14 protein-coding genes and 1 tRNA gene are annotated in these 16,852 nt (G+C 55.4%); 6 read left to right on the forward strand and 9 right to left on the reverse strand.

The annotated features are described in order from the left end of the window. Window positions 1–547 precede the first annotated feature (547 nt). The 6 genes from pcnB to ACT3RU_RS16445 all read left to right on the forward strand — a co-directional run bounded on the left by pcnB (window position 548) and on the right by ACT3RU_RS16445 (window position 6,231). Window positions 548–1,933 carry a polynucleotide adenylyltransferase PcnB gene (gene pcnB / locus ACT3RU_RS16420; RefSeq protein ID WP_192528380.1) on the forward strand — a complete coding sequence of 462 codons (1,386 nt, stop codon included), beginning with the start codon at window positions 548–550 and terminating at the stop codon, window positions 1,931–1,933. Between the two features lie 7 nt (window positions 1,934–1,940). Next, window positions 1,941–2,441, forward strand: a complete 501-nt coding sequence (gene folK, locus ACT3RU_RS16425; protein ID WP_192528381.1) for a 2-amino-4-hydroxy-6-hydroxymethyldihydropteridine diphosphokinase — start codon at window positions 1,941–1,943, stop codon at window positions 2,439–2,441. A 236-nt stretch (window positions 2,442–2,677) separates the two neighbouring features. Continuing rightward, a complete protein-coding gene (panB, locus tag ACT3RU_RS16430) occupies window positions 2,678–3,469 on the forward strand; it encodes a 3-methyl-2-oxobutanoate hydroxymethyltransferase (RefSeq protein ID WP_192528382.1) in 792 nt (263 codons plus the stop codon). A gap of 37 nt (window positions 3,470–3,506) precedes the next feature. After that, the gene (gene panC / locus ACT3RU_RS16435; RefSeq protein ID WP_192528383.1) at window positions 3,507–4,355 is read left to right on the forward strand and encodes a pantoate--beta-alanine ligase; all 849 of its coding nucleotides are present in this window, start codon (window positions 3,507–3,509) and stop codon (window positions 4,353–4,355) included. 49 nt (window positions 4,356–4,404) lie between these two features. Continuing rightward, window positions 4,405–4,785, forward strand: coding sequence for an aspartate 1-decarboxylase (gene panD / locus ACT3RU_RS16440; protein WP_087108680.1), 381 nt, complete (start codon window positions 4,405–4,407; stop codon window positions 4,783–4,785). Window positions 4,786–5,052: 267 nt separating this feature from the next. Further along, window positions 5,053–6,231 carry an acetyl-CoA C-acetyltransferase gene (locus tag ACT3RU_RS16445; RefSeq protein WP_192528384.1) on the forward strand — a complete coding sequence of 393 codons (1,179 nt, stop codon included), beginning with the start codon at window positions 5,053–5,055 and terminating at the stop codon, window positions 6,229–6,231. Window positions 6,232–6,331: 100 nt separating this feature from the next. Here ACT3RU_RS16445 and ACT3RU_RS16450 read toward each other — a convergent pair whose 3' ends face one another. From ACT3RU_RS16450 to ACT3RU_RS16490, 9 genes are all read right to left on the reverse strand, one after another. Then, window positions 6,332–7,501, reverse strand: coding sequence for an MFS transporter (locus tag ACT3RU_RS16450; RefSeq protein ID WP_192528385.1), 1,170 nt, complete (start codon window positions 7,499–7,501; stop codon window positions 6,332–6,334). 126 nt (window positions 7,502–7,627) lie between these two features. Continuing rightward, the gene (gene pnp, locus ACT3RU_RS16455) at window positions 7,628–9,790 is read right to left on the reverse strand and encodes a polyribonucleotide nucleotidyltransferase (RefSeq protein ID WP_087108686.1); all 2,163 of its coding nucleotides are present in this window, start codon (window positions 9,788–9,790) and stop codon (window positions 7,628–7,630) included. A gap of 183 nt (window positions 9,791–9,973) precedes the next feature. Next, entirely contained in the window at window positions 9,974–10,243 is a 270-nt protein-coding gene (rpsO, locus tag ACT3RU_RS16460; RefSeq protein WP_018917553.1) for a 30S ribosomal protein S15, read from the reverse strand. Window positions 10,244–10,411: 168 nt separating this feature from the next. Continuing rightward, the gene (gene truB, locus ACT3RU_RS16465) at window positions 10,412–11,332 is read right to left on the reverse strand and encodes a tRNA pseudouridine(55) synthase TruB (RefSeq protein WP_087108689.1); all 921 of its coding nucleotides are present in this window, start codon (window positions 11,330–11,332) and stop codon (window positions 10,412–10,414) included. Continuing rightward, entirely contained in the window at window positions 11,332–11,742 is a 411-nt protein-coding gene (gene rbfA, locus ACT3RU_RS16470; RefSeq protein WP_087108691.1) for a 30S ribosome-binding factor RbfA, read from the reverse strand. Before rbfA ends, truB begins: the two co-directional genes overlap by 1 nt. An 18-nt stretch (window positions 11,743–11,760) precedes the next feature. After that, window positions 11,761–14,301, reverse strand: coding sequence for a translation initiation factor IF-2 (gene infB, locus ACT3RU_RS16475; protein WP_192528386.1), 2,541 nt, complete (start codon window positions 14,299–14,301; stop codon window positions 11,761–11,763). Between the two features lie 27 nt (window positions 14,302–14,328). Further along, a complete protein-coding gene (gene nusA / locus ACT3RU_RS16480; protein WP_087108695.1) occupies window positions 14,329–15,843 on the reverse strand; it encodes a transcription termination factor NusA in 1,515 nt (504 codons plus the stop codon). 72 nt (window positions 15,844–15,915) lie between these two features. Then, complete coding sequence (rimP, locus tag ACT3RU_RS16485; RefSeq protein ID WP_087108697.1) at window positions 15,916–16,377, reverse strand: ribosome maturation factor RimP; 462 nt, start codon at window positions 16,375–16,377, stop codon at window positions 15,916–15,918. A 307-nt stretch (window positions 16,378–16,684) separates the two neighbouring features. Next, window positions 16,685–16,761: transfer RNA gene (locus ACT3RU_RS16490), tRNA-Met, on the reverse strand. Between the last annotated feature and the right edge of the window lie 91 nt (window positions 16,762–16,852).

Below are 16,852 nucleotides of genomic sequence, written 5' to 3' on the forward strand. Positions count from 1 at the left end.
CAAAAACAACATGACACCACCCCAACCTGAGCCATAACAAAAACAACAAGGCCAGGTGAGATAACAGCACTAATAATAACAACAGGCTTCAATCTCATGACTTGCTGGCGCTAAGCACAATAAGCGCAGCTAATAAAAACAACAGGTAGCAAGTGCCCAAAATGGACGCGACGTACACCAAATGATCTGCGCCCCAACAAGAATAATAGCAGTGAGTGTGTACACCCCCGGAACCAACAATAATACGTCGGGGAAGAAAAGTTCGCGGTTGGATTATTGTTTTGAATACGAGGCGGTCGGATACTGCCTATCGACTGCGGTGCGTATTCAGGGCGATGTGCCATCATGAAGAAAAACAGCAGCATGGACGCTGATTCAATGCTTTATAGGGGAGGCTCTTTTAGCCTCCCCTTTCCGCGTTTAATGGGTAAGGCGCTCGCAAACCTGCCCGAGGTGCTTTGCAAGCGTAAAGGGGTCGGCTACACTCATCGGCTTACCGCTTACTTCACGGTCACTTTTTCGATACCCTGCGAGTCGATATCGCCGCATGTTCAAAGGATTTACCCGTTTCTTACATAGCCCGGGAGAGCAATTGAAAACCCTGCTCGATCCCCAAGAGAGTGAAACCGCTCTCAGCCCACGCATTATCCCTCGGTCCGAGCACCCTGTTTCTCGCCAACATATCAGCGACGCTGCGCTAAAAGTGCTTTACCGCCTTAGCGGTGCAGGCTTCGACGCCTACCTGGTGGGCGGATGTATTCGCGATGCGCTGCTTGGCAAAATGCCCAAGGACTTTGACGTTGCCACCAACGCCACGCCGGAACAGGTGCGTGACCTGTTTCGCAATTCGCGTTTGATTGGCCGACGCTTTCGTATTGTCCATGTCCGCTTTGGGCGCGAGGTCATCGAAGTCACTACGTTCCGTGGCAAGCCACAAGACGAACACGGCGAGAATATCGCTCACCAGTCGGACGACGGCTTGCTGCTGCGAGACAATGTATGGGGCAGCATTGAGGAAGATGCCTTACGGCGTGACTTCACCGTTAACGCGCTGTACTACAACATTGCCGACTTCAGCCTTCACGACTTTGCCAACGGTGCACGTGATATTGAATCGCGCACGCTGCGCCTGATTGGCGACCCGGCCACACGCTACCGGGAAGACCCGGTACGTATGCTGCGCGCCGTTCGCTTCGCGGCCAAGCTCGACTTCACTATTGAGCCGGCCACCGAAGCGCCGATGTACGACCTTGCGCCGCTGTTGCTGCAAATTCCGCCTGCACGGCTATTTGATGAAGTGCTTAAGATGTTTATGTCAGGCTATGGGTTGGCAACCTTCCGCCTGCTCAGCCATTACGGCCTGTTTGGCATGCTCTTTCCCGAGTCGGAAGAGGCCATGGCCGATGCGGCATGGGCGGAAAAGCTCATTGAATTCGCCCTGGCCAATACCGATAAGCGCATTGCCGAAGATCGCCCGGTGACGCCTGCCTTCCTGCTGGCCGCCTTCTTATGGGCCCCGGTTGCCAATCGCCAGGTCGAGCTTGAAAGTGAAGGCATGCCCGCGATACCGGCACTGCAAACGGCCGCGCAGGAGGTAGTATCGCGTCAGTTGGAACATACCTCTATCCCTAAACGCTTTGGCATGCCCATGCGCGATATTTGGGAGCTACAGGCACGCCTGCCGTTACGACGTGGCAAGCGCGCGTTCCAAACCCGCGAGCACCCACGCTTCCGCGCCGCTTACGACTTACTGCTGCTGCGTGAGCAGGCGGGCGAAATCCCGCGCGGTTTGGGCGACTGGTGGACGGCCTTCCAGCAGGGCGACGAGCATGAGCAGCTTCGCTTGCTACAAAAAATTGGGGGCGACCCGGCAAGCCAGGGCGACCGCCGCCGCAAACGGCGCCGTAAACCCACGCACAAATCGGAAAAGTGAGCAACGCATGAGCACGACATCGCTTACGTATATCGGCTTGGGTAGTAATCTTGATGATCCTATCAGGCAGGTGCGCCAGGCGATTTCGGCACTTGCCCTACTGCCCTTGAGCCAGCTGACGGCCACCTCCTCACTTTACGCGAGCCGCCCGGTTGGCCCCCAGGACCAGCCAGATTTTGTCAACGCAGTGGTCAGCCTGACAACGCTCCTTTCGCCGCTGGCGCTGCTTGACCAGCTACAGGCGTTAGAACAACAGCACCGGCGCCAGCGGCTACGCCACTGGGGCCCACGCACGCTGGATCTGGATTTACTGCTTTTTGACCAGCAGACAATTTCCTACCCGCGCTTAAACGTTCCCCATCCGCGTATGCACGAGCGCGCCTTTGTGCTCGCTCCCCTGGCTGAACTGGACGCAACGCTGGCGCTTCGCCAGCAGCCGGTAAGCGAATGGCTAAATCAAATCCCCGAACCAGGCATTCAGCGTTTAGTCGAAGATGGCCCTGCCTAAGCGGTTATCTTGCTACCCTAACCTCGACACACAGCACTGGACCGGGTAACAATCGTTTTCCAGCCCACATACTAACGTTCTGGTTCGTCTTTCAGGGTCAATTGTTCAAGACCCGTTTTTAAGAACTGTTTTTAAGAACTGTTTTCAAAAATCGTATTTAAGAACATTGCAACATCGTGATATTAACAACGGCCGGCTGCCCATGCCGCAGCGGCCACGACGAGTGAGAGCATGCCATGAAACCCGTGACTCTAAGCACGCTACAGGCCTACAAGCGCGCTGGCGAAACGTTTAGTTGCTTAACCGCTTACGATGCCTCTTTTGCCCAAGCGGCTAGCCACGCCGGTATCGACGTACTCCTGGTGGGTGACTCGCTCGGCATGGTGCTCCAGGGGCATACCAGCACGCTCCCCGTGACAGTCGACGATATTTGCTACCACACCCGCTGTGCCGCACGCGGCAAAGGCCATAGCCTGTTGATGGTTGACCTGCCGTTTATGAGTAACGCCTCTACCCAGCGCATGCTGGAAGATGGCGCAGCCCTCATGCGTGCTGGTGCGGAACTGGTCAAGGTCGAAGGTGAAGCCTGGATGGCCGAGGGGATTCGTGAACTTACGCGGCGCGGCGTACCCGTATGCGCCCACTTGGGCTTAACGCCACAGGCGGTTTATCAGCTAGGCGGCTACAAGGTACAAGGACGAGACACCGTCCAGGCAGAGCGTATCCTGCAGGATGCCAAGGTACTGGTTGAAGCGGGTGCTTCGGTTATTTTACTGGAGTGCGTACCGGCAAGCCTGGGCAAGGCCATTACCGACGCGCTTGATGTACCGGTCATCGGTATTGGCGCAGGCCCCGATACCGATGGCCAAATTCTGGTCATGCACGATGTGCTCGGCGTCACCCATGGCCGCCCGCCGCGATTTGTGAAAAACTTCATGGCAGATGCTGGCAATATTCAGGGCGCCTTTCAGGACTTCCACGAGGCGGTCAAAACGCGCACCTTCCCAGCTCCCGAACACTGCTTCTAACCTGCCCGTTAGCGACGTAACCTTACGACACATGACTATGCGTACATTGCGAGAGATCAACGACCTGCGCAGCCTCCTGCGCGACTACCGAACGCACGGCCAGCAAATCGCCCTCGTGCCGACCATGGGCAATCTTCATGCCGGGCATTTAGCGCTGGTTGCCAAGGCGCGTGAGCACGCTGATATTGTCGTTGCCAGCCTGTTTGTAAACCCCATGCAGTTTGGGCCTAATGAAGACCTGGACGGCTACCCACGCACCTTCGCCGATGACCAGGCAAAGCTTAGGGCAGCCGGATGCGACGTGCTCTTTTCACCCTCGGTAAGTGCGCTTTATCCCAATGGGCTAACCTCACAAACGTGTGTTCACGTGCCTGACGTGGGCGAGGGCCTGTGCGGTGGCTCACGGCCAGGGCACTTTGACGGCGTGTCTACCGTTGTCACTCTGCTGTTTAATCTGGTACAGCCCGACGTTGCCTGCTTTGGTGAGAAGGACTACCAGCAGCTTGCCGTTATTCGCAAGTGTGTGCATGACCTGCATATGCCGATTGACATCATAGGCGTACCGATTGTGCGCGCCGACGATGGGCTAGCGCTTTCATCGCGTAACAGCTACTTGAGCGATGCCGAACGCGCGATAGCCCCTACGCTTTACCGCACGCTGTGTGAATTGCGCGACGCGTTAGAGCAGGGTGAGCCACTAGAAACCATTTTGGCGAACGGGCTTATTGAACTTGCCGAGGCGGGCTTCACGCCCGATTACCTTGAGCTTCGTACCCCTGAGTTAACGCCTGTCAGCACCACCACTCGTGATGCGGTATTACTGGCCGCCGCTCGGCTAGGTCCCGCTCGATTGATTGATAATCTCAGCGTGCAGCTGCCCGCTTGATCCATTACGCTTTATCGCCAAGCCGCAGGCTTCGCAACCAGGAGTTGTTATGCAAACGATTATGCTCAAAGCCAAGCTCCATATGGCACGCGTTACCCATGCAGTGCTTAACTACGAAGGGTCTTGCGCCATTGATGGCGACCTACTGGATATGGCCGGTATTCGTGAAAACGAACAAATCCAGATCTATAACGTTGAAAACGGTGAGCGTTTTACCACCTACGCGATCCGTGGCGAAGAAGGCTCTCGTTTGATCTCGATTAACGGCGCGGCGGCGCATTTAGCCGCCCCCGGTCACCGGATTATTATCTGTAGCTACGCCCACTATTCGGAAGCCGAGCTTGAGCAGCACCAGCCAGCTCTGGTCTACCTACAAGAAGGTAACGAGGTTAGCCATACCAGCAACGCCATCCCGGTGCAGCTCGCATAGAAGCCATCGTTTTTTTCAGTTATTTAGAGCGGACCTTTAAGGTCCGTTTTTATTTGTATCCAAAAGCGCATTGCCGCAACGCACAACTTTCCCCTATGCTGAGTAGCAAGCCTGACATAAAAAACAGATAGCGTAGGTTATGCTCAGTACATCAGGCAGTAAGAACAGATAGCAAGAACAGACAGTAAAACAGGTCCGTAAAAACAGGCCCGTACAAACAAAATAGCAAAACAGGCGGTCTACCTTACTCACGTTAGGAGTCATCTCATGCAAGAAGTGGTCATTGTTGCGGCTCGCCGCACTGCGGTCGGTTCCTTTGGCGGTTCACTGGCAGGCATTCCTGCAAGCGAGCTTGGCGCGTTAGTGATTAAGGATATCCTTGAATCAACCGGCGTTTCTCCCGACCAGGTGGACGAAGTACTCCTCGGCCAAGTACTAACGGCGGGCGTGGGACAAAACCCTGCTCGTCAGGCGGCGATTAAAGCGGGCCTGCCTGCTTCCGTACCGTCCATGACAATCAACAAGGTATGTGGCTCAGGCCTAAAAGCCGTGCATCTTGCAACACAAGCGATTCGCTGTGGCGACGCTGAGCTGATTCTGGCGGGTGGGCAGGAAAACATGTCGGCGTCTCCCCATGTATTACCCCATTCGCGTAAAGGGCAACGCATGGGCGACTGGAAAGCCATTGATACGATGGTACACGACGGCCTTTGGGATGCGTTCAACGACTATCACATGGGCATCACTGCAGAGAATCTTGCTGAAAAATACGGCATCACCCGCGAGGAAATGGACGCGTTTGCCGCTCAATCGCAACACAATGCCGCCAAGGCCATTAAAGAGGGCAAATTTAAAAGCCAGATCGTGCCGGTGCAGATCCCCCAGCGCAAAGGCGATCCCGTTGTGTTTGATACCGACGAGAATCCGCGCGAAATTACCGCTGAAAAGCTGGCGGGCATGCGCCCGGCGTTCAAAAAGGACGGCACCGTTACCGCAGGTAACGCCTCCTCACTGAATGATGGCGCGGCCGTTGTGATGATCTGTTCGGCAGAAAAAGCCAAGGCGTTAGGTCTTGAGCCGCTGGCACGTATTGCCGCTTATGCCAATGCGGGCGTAGACCCTGCCATTATGGGTATCGGGCCAGTGCCTGCTACCCGTCGCTGCCTGGAAAAAGCCGGCTGGAGCCTGGAGGATCTGGACTTGGCGGAAGCCAACGAGGCTTTTGCGGCACAGGCCCTTTCTGTTCAGAAAGAGCTGGGTTGGGACATATCCAAGGTGAACGTCAACGGCGGCGCGATTGCCCTGGGCCACCCCATTGGTGCCTCTGGCTGTCGCGTGTTGGTATCGCTCCTTCATGAAATGATTGCCCGGGATGCCAAGAAAGGCCTGGCGACGCTGTGTATCGGCGGCGGCCAAGGGGTGGCACTGGCGATTGAGCGCCCTTGATCGCGGCGATTAACGGATAAAATGTAAATGCCCCTGTCACTGACAGGGGCATTTTTATGCCTCAAGGCTTCACGCCTGACATCTAACCCTCATTTGGCATTTAACGGTGCTTTTCACCCACAATGGTGGCGGGTGTTCGCCATACCAACAGCGCGCCCAGCAAGAATAGGCCTGATGCGGCCCACATGGTAATAGGCAGGCTAGTAGCATCAACGACCCGGCCACCGACCATCGCGCCCAACCCAATGGAGAGGTTGAACACAAAGGCCATCAAGGCGGTTGCGGCTTCGGTATTGGGCGCCGTGCGTAAAATCCACGTCTGAATACTCACCGACACGCTGCCAAATGCCGCACCCCACGCCATCAGTAGTAGCACGCCGCTGACAGGCTCGACCCCGAGCAGCGGGAAAGACGCCACTACCAGTAGCAGCAAGCCTGGAATCGCCAGTACAGCGCGATAGGGGTGGCGCCCAGCGAACATGCCTGCGGCGATATTGCCCAGAATTCCTGCCGCCCCATAAAGTAGCAGCAAGCTGCCCACATGGCTCTGAGCCACACCACTTATCTCCTGAAGGATAGGGCTAATGAAGGTGTACGCTGCAAAGTGTCCGACAACCACAAAGCCCGTGACCAGAACCGCGACCCGAACGCCACGGTTAGTAAACTGCTGGGCTAGCACTTTGAGGCGGACTGGCTCCCGGGGTGGCAGTGGCGGCAGCCAGCACCATAGTGCCAGTGCGGTTAACAGGCTAAAACCGCCCAAAGCCGCAAACGCGATTCGCCAGTTACTTAGATCACCCAACAAGGTACCCAATGGCACGCCAAGTACCGATGCAGCGGCTACGCCGCCAAAAATAATCGTCATGGCCTTGGGCACTTTATCGCTAGGCACCAAGCGCGGAGCAATACTCCCGGCCACGGCCCAATAACCGCCGATGCTGACACCCACCAGCACGCGGGCGGCCAGCAGCAGAATAAAGCTACTGGCCAGCGCTGAAAGCACGCTACCAATCACCATGACGACCATGAGTAGCGTGAGCATAATGCGTCTATCCAACCGGCCTACCGCCACGGGCAGTAGCGGTGCCGAAAAAGCGGCGACCACGCCCGGTACCGTTACCATCAAACCAGCGACACCGGGCGTTACATCCATGGATGAAGCCACCTGAGACAACAACCCGATAGGCAGCTGTTCAGCGGTTACCAATAAAAAAATGCCGATCATCACGGCGACCACCGCCCACCAACGCGGTGCCTGTTCCTTCTCCATGCCGACTTCCTTCTAACTAAACGTCCATCCCACCAAACTTTCTTTTAATCAAACTTTCTTTCAATCAAACAACGCCGCCCCCGTAACCAGGGGCTACGGGGGCGGCATAGACAACCTCGCGGCAATTTAGTCCGCGATGTTCTCACTTTCAGCGGCAAACGCTGCTTTCTCTTCTTCAGTGATCTCTTTCATCGAGAGCTTCACGCGGTTGCGGTTATCGATGTCGAGCACCTTCACAATCACGTCGTCGCCTTCATTCAGGAAATCACGCACGTTGTTAACGCGCTCAGCCACGATTTGTGAAATATGCACAAGACCATCGGTACCCGGCATGATGTTCACAAAGGCGCCGAAGTCAGCAATACGTACGACCTTGCCGTTATACAGCTTGCCAATTTCCGCTTCTGCAGTAATCGCCAATACGGTATCGATGGCTTTTTTCGCCGCCGCTTTGTCTTCGGCGTAGATGCGCACGGTACCGTCGTCATCAAGGTCGATAGACGCGCCGGTATCTTCGCAAATCTTGCGAATGGTGGCGCCGCCTTTACCAATAACGTCACGGATCTTGTCCGGGTCGATCTTGATAGTGGCCATGGAAGGCGCATTATCGGAGACGTCGGTACGGCTCTGGCTAATGACCACGTTCATCTGCTCAAGGATACCCAGACGCGCTTTGTGGGCTTGCTGAAGCGCGGTCTCCATGATTTCTTCGTTGATGCCTTCGATCTTGATGTCCATCTGCAGGGCAGTAACACCCTCCTCTGAACCGGCAACTTTAAAGTCCATATCGCCAAGGTGATCTTCATCACCCAGGATATCGGTCAGTACCGCGTAGCCATCTTCGTCTTTCACCAGGCCCATGGCGATACCCGCCACCGGCGCTTTCAGCGGTACACCCGCATCCATCAGCGCAAGCGAGGAGCCACATACCGAAGCCATCGAGCTTGAACCGTTGGATTCGGTAATTTCCGATACCACGCGAATGGTGTAGGGGAAATCTTCTTCGGACGGCAGCATGGCTTGAATACCACGACGTGCCAAACGGCCATGGCCGATTTCACGACGTTTCGGGCCACCCATAAAGCCCGCTTCACCGACCGAGTAGGGAGGGAAGTTGTAGTGCAGCATAAAGCGGTCTTTACGCTCGCCTTCCAGCGACTCGATCAACTGAGAGTCACGCAGAGTGCCCAGCGTTGCCACTGCAATCGCTTGGGTCTCACCGCGAGTGAACACCGCCGAACCGTGAGTCTTGGGCAGCACGCCCACTTCGATCGCCAGCGGGCGCACGGTGAAGTTGTCACGGCCATCAATGCGCGGCTCACCTTTTACAACGCGTGAACGTACAACGCGCTTCTCAAGACCAGCAAAGGCACCTTTTACTTCGTCTTTGCTGAACTTGTCGTTAACCGGCTCGCCGTCAACGACTGCCAACTGCTCAACCGCCTGATCTTTCAGAGCTGCTAGCGCGTCTTGGCGCTGCATCTTATCGGTGATGCGATAGGCATCGCCCACCTGAGCTTCAAACGCATCCGCAATGGCGGTTTTCAGCGCCACGTTCTCAGCGGCTGGCTGCCAGTCCCAACGCGGTTTCCCGGCCTCTTGAACCAGTTCGTTAATCGCGCTAACCGCGACCTGCATTTCCTGATGACCAAACAGTACGGCGCCCAGCATTTCGTCTTCCAGAAGCTCTTTGGCTTCGGACTCGACCATCAGCACAGCATTTTCAGTACCGGCAACCACCATGTTCAGTTCAGAAGTCGCGAGCTCTTCAACGGTCGGGTTAAGGAAATAACCTTGCTCTTCGTTGAAGCCAACGCGCGCAGCGCCGATCGGGCCGTTGAACGGCACGCCAGAAATGCTGAGTGCAGCGGAGGTACCCAGCATCGCGGCAATATCCGGATCGTGGTTACGATCAGTGGAAAGAACGGTACAGATAACCTGCACTTCGTTCATAAAGCCTTTGGGGAAAAGCGGACGGATCGGACGATCGATCAGACGCGAGGTCAGAGTTTCTTTCTCGGTCGGACGCCCTTCGCGCTTAAAGAAGCCGCCGGGAATTTTACCTACTGCGTAGGTTTTTTCCTGGTAATGAACCGAGAGCGGAAAAAAGGGTTGGCTGGGGTTGGCTTCTTTACGCGCCACCACGGTACACAGCACAACGGTATCTTCCATGGTGACCATGACGGCACCTGTGGCTTGACGAGCGATACGCCCGGTTTCTAGCGTGACGGTGCTACGACCGTACTGAAACGTTTTTTTTACCGGATTCACGGCGACTTCCTTTAACATTAATATCTACTTGTCTATTCGTTTGGGTCGTTTTGACTCGCCACCATTCTAGGCGCTGTAGCGCCATACGGCTACCAGAAACCCAAAATCACCGGGGCAAAGCCACGGCCTGTGACCGACACGCATAAAAAAACGGGCAGCTCACAAGGAGCTGCCCGTTTCTCAATCTTCGCCAACAATAACTTAGCGGCGCAGACCTAAACGCTGGATCAGAGACTGATAGCGTTCGAAATCTTTACGCTTCAGGTAGTCCAGCAGTTTACGACGCTGGTTTACCATGCGGATCAGACCACGACGCGAGTGGTGATCCTGCTTGTTGGTTTTGAAGTGGTCCTGCAGGCCATTGATGTTGGCGCTCAGCAGTGCAACCTGTACTTCAGGGGAACCGGTATCGTTATCGCCGCGGCCGTATTCGTTGACGATTTCGGCTTTCGTTTCAGCGGTTAATGCCATCTGTCTCTCCAGTAAGCAATATGCCTAAAATTTAATGGGTGAGACCACGCATATTTGCAGTCTCAGGCGACTCTTTTCGACGTACTGTTTCCAGTACTATTTCAAGTGCTATTTCAAGTGCTATTTTCGCGTAAATCGTCACATCCTTGCAACGTTTCACCCGGACTCTTACGAGATAGCGACGGTACTTAACAGTCGCTTGGGCGCTACTTCCTGAGCACCTTTTACAACACCGAGGCCGATAAACGTCTCAGCATAATAAAGTCTTGCCAATGCATCGGGGGCCAGCGTACCAATACTCAAGTTGACCGATTGACCGTGGGCTAAGCGCCCGTAAGCCGTTTCGTCCACCTCAAGCGTCGGCAGGTGATCCACCAGCACATCAGCGGGCATTAATTCAGCCTCACGCGAGGCCTGATCGGCCAATGCTTCAAGCGCTTCGAGGGTCCACATCGCATCGCCCGTAAAAGGCCCGGTTTTGAGCCTGCGGAGCTGACTGATGTGAGCACCACACCCCAGCGCCAAACCGATATCTTCGGCCAGCGTACGGATGTAAGTTCCCTTGCTGCAGGTGACTTCAAGCTCGAAGGCTTCGCCGTCAAACGCAAGCAGGCGCGCATCATACACGCTTACCCGCCGCGCTGCACGCTCTACCTGCTTACCCTCACGGGCCAGCTCATAGAGTTTTTTGCCCTGATGCTTGAGCGCCGAATACATCGGCGGCACCTGATCGATCTCACCGCGAAAGCGCGCAATCGCGGCTTCGACATCATCCGCTGTTAACGACGGCACATCGCGGCGTTCAATCACCGTGCCTTCTGCATCACCGGTGTCGGTGATCACACCCAGCTCAACGCGGGTGCGATACATCTTGTCGGCTTCCAGCAGGTGCGCGGAGAACTTGGTGGCCTCGCCCAGGCAAATCGGCAATAAACCGGTTGCCATGGGGTCCAGCGTGCCGGTATGCCCGGCTTTTTGAGCCTCGAACAAACGACGCACACGCTGCAAGGCATGGTTGCTGGAAATACCCTTGGGCTTATCCAGCAGCAATACCCCATTGACCGGTAAACCGCGACGGCGACGGGCCATTAGCGCGTCTCCTCACCTTGATCAGAGTCACCCTCTTCATCCGCTTGACGAGCCCGGTCAGTCGATACGGCCTCTTCAATCAGGGAAGAGAGGTGCTGCCCACGCACCACGCTCTCATCGTAATGAAAACGCAGTTCAGGGACATGGCGTAGCTGAATACGTTTGGCAATCTGGCTTCTTAGAAATCCGGCGGCGCGCTTAAGCACCTGCAGATTCTCCTTGATACGCTCAGGCTCCTGCTCACCCAGCAGGGTGACATGGATATCGGCGTAGCCAAGATCACGGCTAACGGTCACGCCGCTCACCGTGATCATGCCCAAACGCGGGTCTTTCACTTCGCGTTGAATAAGTACCGCCAGCTCCTTTTGGAGCTGGTCGGCTACTCGGTCGGTACGCTTAAATTCGCGCATGGTTGTCTCCTCGCGGCCTTACAGGCTGCGCTCGACTCTGACTTGATCGAAGACTTCGATCTTGTCGCCGACCTGGACATCGTTGTAGTTCTTCACGCCGATGCCACACTCCATACCGTTACGTACATCTTGTACGTCGTCCTTGAAGCGGCGCAGCGATTCGAGCTCGCCTTCGTAGATGACCACGTTGTCACGCAGTACGCGGATGCGTTTGCTGCGGGACACGGAACCTTCGACGACCATACAACCCGCCACTGCACCGATCTTCGGCGCACGGAACACGTCGCGCACTTCGGCAACACCGACGATCTCTTCTTTCCACTCGGGTGCGAGCATACCGCTCATCGCCTGCTTGACCTCATCGATCAAGTGGTAAATGACGCTGTAGTAACGCAGATCCAGGCCTTCACGCTCAATAATCTCGCGAGCGGCGGCGTCAGCGCGGACGTTAAAGCCGACCACGATCGCCTCAGAGGCCAGCGCCAGGTTAGCGTCGGTACCGGTGATACCACCAACACCTGAAGAGACCACCGCCACTTGTACTTCATCAGTGGAGAGCTCTTCCAGAGCACCTTTAATCGCCTCCAGAGAGCCTTGTACGTCGGCTTTAAGAACGATATTAACCTTGGCCACTTCATCCTGGCCCATCTGGCTAAACATGTTCTCAAGCTTGGCTTTCTGCTGACGCGCCAGACGTACTTCGCGATACTTGCCTTGACGGAAGTTAGCCACTTCGCGGGCTTTCTTCTCATCAGCCACGACCATGAAGTCATCACCTGCATCCGGCGTACCGTCCAGGCCCTGAATCTCAACGGGCATGGCAGGACCGACGCTCTCAACCTGCAGGCCAAGTTCGTTGGTCAGCGCACGTACACGGCCGTAGTGCAGGCCAGCCAGAACGATATCGCCTTTCTGCAGCGTACCGTTTTGAACCAGCACGGTGGCAACGGGGCCACGACCTCGGTCAAGACGCGACTCAACGACAACGCCTTTACCTGGTGCCGACGGCACTGCTTTCAGCTCAAGCACTTCAGAAACCAGCTGAATCGCTTCCAGCAGCTCTTCAATACCGTCACCGGTCTTGGCGGAAACGTGTACAAACTGCGTATCACCGCCCCACTCTTCGGAAATCACGCCGTGCTGCGAGAGTTCGTTACGAATGCGGTCAAAATCAACACCCACCTTATCGATCTTGTTCACCGCAACGACCATGGGTACTTCAGCCGCTTTGGAGTGCTCAATCGCCTCGATGGTCTGGGGCATCACGCCGTCGTCAGCAGCGACCACCAGGATAACCACGTCGGTTGCCTTGGCACCACGAGCACGCATGGCGGTAAACGCCGCGTGACCAGGGGTATCCAGGAAGGTCACGCCACCGTGATTGTCTTCAACGTGATAGGCACCGATATGCTGGGTGATACCACCCGCTTCACCAGTGGCCACTTTGGCACGACGAATGTAATCAAGCAGCGAGGTTTTACCGTGGTCAACGTGACCCATAACGGTCACGACGGGAGAACGGGTGATCTCTTCGCCTTCATAGGAGATGCCTTCAAGCATTTCCGTTTCCAGCGCATCATCTTTCACCAGTTTGACCTTGTGGCCCATCTCTTCCACTACGATGGCCGCTGTATCCTGGTCAATCGTTTGGTTGATGGTCACGGCCGCGCCCATGTTAAACATGGCCTTGATGACCTCGTTGGCCTTGATCGACATTTTGTCGGCAAGCTCAGCCACGCTGATTGACTCAGGGATCGATACTTCACGTACGATCGGCTGAGTCGGCTTCTGAAAGCCGTGCTTACCATTGCCGCTCTGGCTTGGGCCACGGCGGCCGCCACGACGTTCGGCACGTTTTACTTTCTTCGCGCCACCGCCGCGCTTACGCTCTTCGCGATCACCACGGTCATCTTCAGCATCACGACCTTTTTTCTTCGCGACAGCTTTCTTGGGCGGTGCGGCACGACGGTCGGTACGGCCTTCTTTCGGCGGTGCCGGCGGCATATCATCTGTCGCTGGCGTATCGTCGATCTGAAGCTCGGGCACTTCAAGCTTAGGCTCAGCCGCAGCTTTTGCTTCGGCTTCTTTGCGCGCTGCGTCTTCCGCTGCTTTCGCTTTAGCGGCCGCTGCTTTCTCTTCAGCTTCACGTGCTTCACGTGCTTCGCGCGCTTTACGCTCGGCTTCAGCTTCGGCCATATCGCCCACTAGCTGGCGCGGACCTGAATGCTTGGGCTCAGCGACTTTCGGCTTATTCTCTTCAGCGCTTTTAACATACGTTTTTTTCTTACGTACTTGCACTTCAATCGTTTTACCGCGCTCGCCGGTATTGATGCGGCTACGTGTTTTGCGAGTCAGCGTGATCCGGTTTTTGCTCGGATCGGCTTCAGCAACACCACCATGGCTTTTCTGCAAAAAGCCAAGCAGTTTCTGCTTATCTTCCTCAGACACGGCATCGCCTTCAGAGGCGTGCTTCAAGCCAGCTTCTTTCATCTGTTCTAATAGGCGGGGCACATCACGGCCCACCTTTACTGCAAAATCTTTAACTGTCATATCTGACATAGTGACCCTCCTCAGCCCGTGACCTGTTTACTGTGTGTTCGAATCCGATGCGTTATCGTCTTCAAACCAGGGCGCACGGGCAGTCATGATCAGTGCCGCTGCGCGCGCTTCGTCCAACTCCTCGATATCGACCAGATCGTCGACAGACTGCTCGGCGAGATCTTCCATAGTGACAATGCCACGGCTAGCCAGAATGAAGGCCAGATGGCGCTCCATGCCGTCCATTTCCAGCAGATCTGCTGCTGGTTGGGCACCGTCTAGCGCTTCTTCCGAGGCAATCGCCATCGTCAGCAGCTCGTCTTTCGCACGTGCACGCAGCTCTTCAACCAGATCTTCATCGAACTCTTCGATCTCGAGCATTTCTTCAAGCGGCACGTAGGCAACTTCTTCCAGGGTGGTAAACCCTTCTTCGACCAGCAGGCGAGCTACGTCTTCGTCCACTTCCAGTTGCTGAACGAACGTGTCCACCAGACTGTCAATTTCCTGCTCGCGCTTGGATTCGGCTTCTTCTTCGGTCATCACGTTGATACGCCAGCCGGTAAGCTCTGACGCCAAGCGTACGTTTTGACCACTACGACCAATTGCCTGTGCCAGGTTATCTTGAGCAACCGCCACGTCCATTGCATGGGCGTCCTCGTCGACAAGGATAGACCCAACATCAGCGGGCGCCATGGCATTAATGACCAGCTGGGCGGGATTGTCGTCCCACAGCACGATATCGACACGCTCATTTTGCAGCTCAGACGAAACAGCCTGAACGCGTGAACCACGCATACCCACACACGCCCCTACCGGGTCGATGCGGCGATCATTCGTCTTAACGGCAATTTTGGCACGTGAGCCAGGGTCGCGCGCAGCCCCTTTAATCTCAATCAGCTGCTCAGCAATTTCAGGCACTTCGATTTTAAACAGCTCGATAATCAACGCTGGGTTAGTACGCGACAGCTGCAGCTGGGCACCCCGTGCATCCGGGTCAACTTTAACCAGCAGTGCGCGAACCCGCTCGTTCATGCGGTAACGCTCGCCGTGGATCATCTCATTGCGCGGCAAGAAGGCTTCAGCATTCTCGCCCAAATCAATAATCAGGCCGTCACGGGTGGTCTTTTTGACAATACCGGCCACCAGCTCGCCTTCACGGTCCGCGTATTGACGAACCACTTCAGCGCGCTCAGCTTCACGTACTTTTTGTACGATGACCTGCTTGGCGGTTTGGGCGGCAATGCGTCCAAACATCGCGTTTTCAATCTGCTTTTCGACAACGTCGCCAAGCTTCAAAGGCGGGTCGCGCTGCTCAGCGATGGTCTCTTTGATTTCGTAATCTGGCGTTTCGAATTCGTCATCTTCAACGACTGTCCAGTAGCGGAAGGTGTCGTATTCCCCTGTACGGCGGTCGATACGCACCCGCACATTGGCTTCTTCATTTTCAAAACGCTTGCGTGACGCACTCGCAAGAGCCGCTTCTACCGCCTCGAAGATGACATCACGGGGGACGCCTTTTTCGTTGGAGATCGCGTCAACGACCATTAAAATTTCTTTACTCATGCGTTTGCCTCGCCAGAAAACCTGTCCTTTTGTGCATCACCCCGGCAGCCTGCCGGCAGCGCCGCCACCCGGTTAATCGTCGAACTGCGGTACGATGTGCGCTGAATCAATGCTTTCAATCGGAAAGCAGAACTCCTCGCCATCCAGTTGTAGCAGTACTTCATCACCCTCGACACCTGCCAAGAGCCCCTGGTATTTGCGCCGTCCATCAAATGCCACGCGCAGCTTAAGTGCGACATGGTGGCCTTGATAGCGGGTAAATTGATCCAGGGTATATAAAGGGCGTGCCATACCGGGCGAAGAGACTTCCAGCCGGTACTCACCGGGAATGGGATCTTCCACGTCCATCACAGCACTGACTTGGCGACTAATATCAGCGCAATTTTCCACACTGACACCGCTTTCGCTTTCGATGTAAATCACCAACCGCGAATGCTTGCCTTGGGAAACATGGTCGACACCCCATAGCTCAAAGCCCATGGCGGCGACGACAGGTTCAATTAGCGCATGTAGCGCTGCGTGTTTAGTGGCCACAGACAAAGCTCCTATAGCCGTTGCATCAGGCACCTGGCCAGGAGTTATTAGAGAAGCCAGGAGGCTGATTGGCGTTACCCGGAATGTGTCTCCGGCAACTCGGACGATATCCGCTCTTGAGACACGCTTGTTAACAAAAAGCTTGCTAACAAAAAGCCCCTTCACAGGAAGGGGCTTTTCATAAGAAACCTGTAATACCAACCAGGAAACACAACGCAGGATTTACCTACTTGGCAGCTAACCCTTATCGACATTTCATTACCATGATCTGTCAGGCTAGTCGCCTATCTAACGTGTTACCAGGAAATGGTAGCGGGGACCGGATTTGAACCGATGACCTTCGGGTTATGAGCCCGACGAGCTACCAGACTGCTCCACCCCGCATCAATCTAGGTCGACGATAATAGACACTTGAACCACTTACGTCAAGAACTCTTTTCGTCTCAGGCGCTAAACCTGGGTTTCTTTATCAAAA

Source organism: Halomonas sp. TP35 (assembly GCF_052375975.1).
Lineage (GTDB): Bacteria > Pseudomonadota > Gammaproteobacteria > Pseudomonadales > Halomonadaceae > Vreelandella > Vreelandella citrativorans.

Excerpts from the sequence above, each read along its gene's own strand:
- pcnB (WP_192528380.1), top strand. The coding sequence starts at position 548 with ATGTTCAAAGGATTTACCCGTTTCTTACATAGCCCGGGAGAGCAATTG.
- folK (WP_192528381.1), top strand. The coding sequence starts at position 1,941 with ATGAGCACGACATCGCTTACGTATATCGGCTTGGGTAGTAATCTTGAT.
- panB (WP_192528382.1), top strand. The coding sequence starts at position 2,678 with ATGAAACCCGTGACTCTAAGCACGCTACAGGCCTACAAGCGCGCTGGC.
- panC (WP_192528383.1), top strand. The coding sequence starts at position 3,507 with ATGCGTACATTGCGAGAGATCAACGACCTGCGCAGCCTCCTGCGCGAC.
- panD (WP_087108680.1), top strand. The coding sequence starts at position 4,405 with ATGCAAACGATTATGCTCAAAGCCAAGCTCCATATGGCACGCGTTACC.
- ACT3RU_RS16445 (WP_192528384.1), top strand. The coding sequence starts at position 5,053 with ATGCAAGAAGTGGTCATTGTTGCGGCTCGCCGCACTGCGGTCGGTTCC.
- ACT3RU_RS16450 (WP_192528385.1), bottom strand. The coding sequence starts at position 7,501 with ATGGAGAAGGAACAGGCACCGCGTTGGTGGGCGGTGGTCGCCGTGATG.
- pnp (WP_087108686.1), bottom strand. The coding sequence starts at position 9,790 with ATGTTAAAGGAAGTCGCCGTGAATCCGGTAAAAAAAACGTTTCAGTAC.
- rpsO (WP_018917553.1), bottom strand. The coding sequence starts at position 10,243 with ATGGCATTAACCGCTGAAACGAAAGCCGAAATCGTCAACGAATACGGC.
- truB (WP_087108689.1), bottom strand. The coding sequence starts at position 11,332 with ATGGCCCGTCGCCGTCGCGGTTTACCGGTCAATGGGGTATTGCTGCTG.
- rbfA (WP_087108691.1), bottom strand. The coding sequence starts at position 11,742 with ATGCGCGAATTTAAGCGTACCGACCGAGTAGCCGACCAGCTCCAAAAG.
- infB (WP_192528386.1), bottom strand. The coding sequence starts at position 14,301 with ATGTCAGATATGACAGTTAAAGATTTTGCAGTAAAGGTGGGCCGTGAT.
- nusA (WP_087108695.1), bottom strand. The coding sequence starts at position 15,843 with ATGAGTAAAGAAATTTTAATGGTCGTTGACGCGATCTCCAACGAAAAA.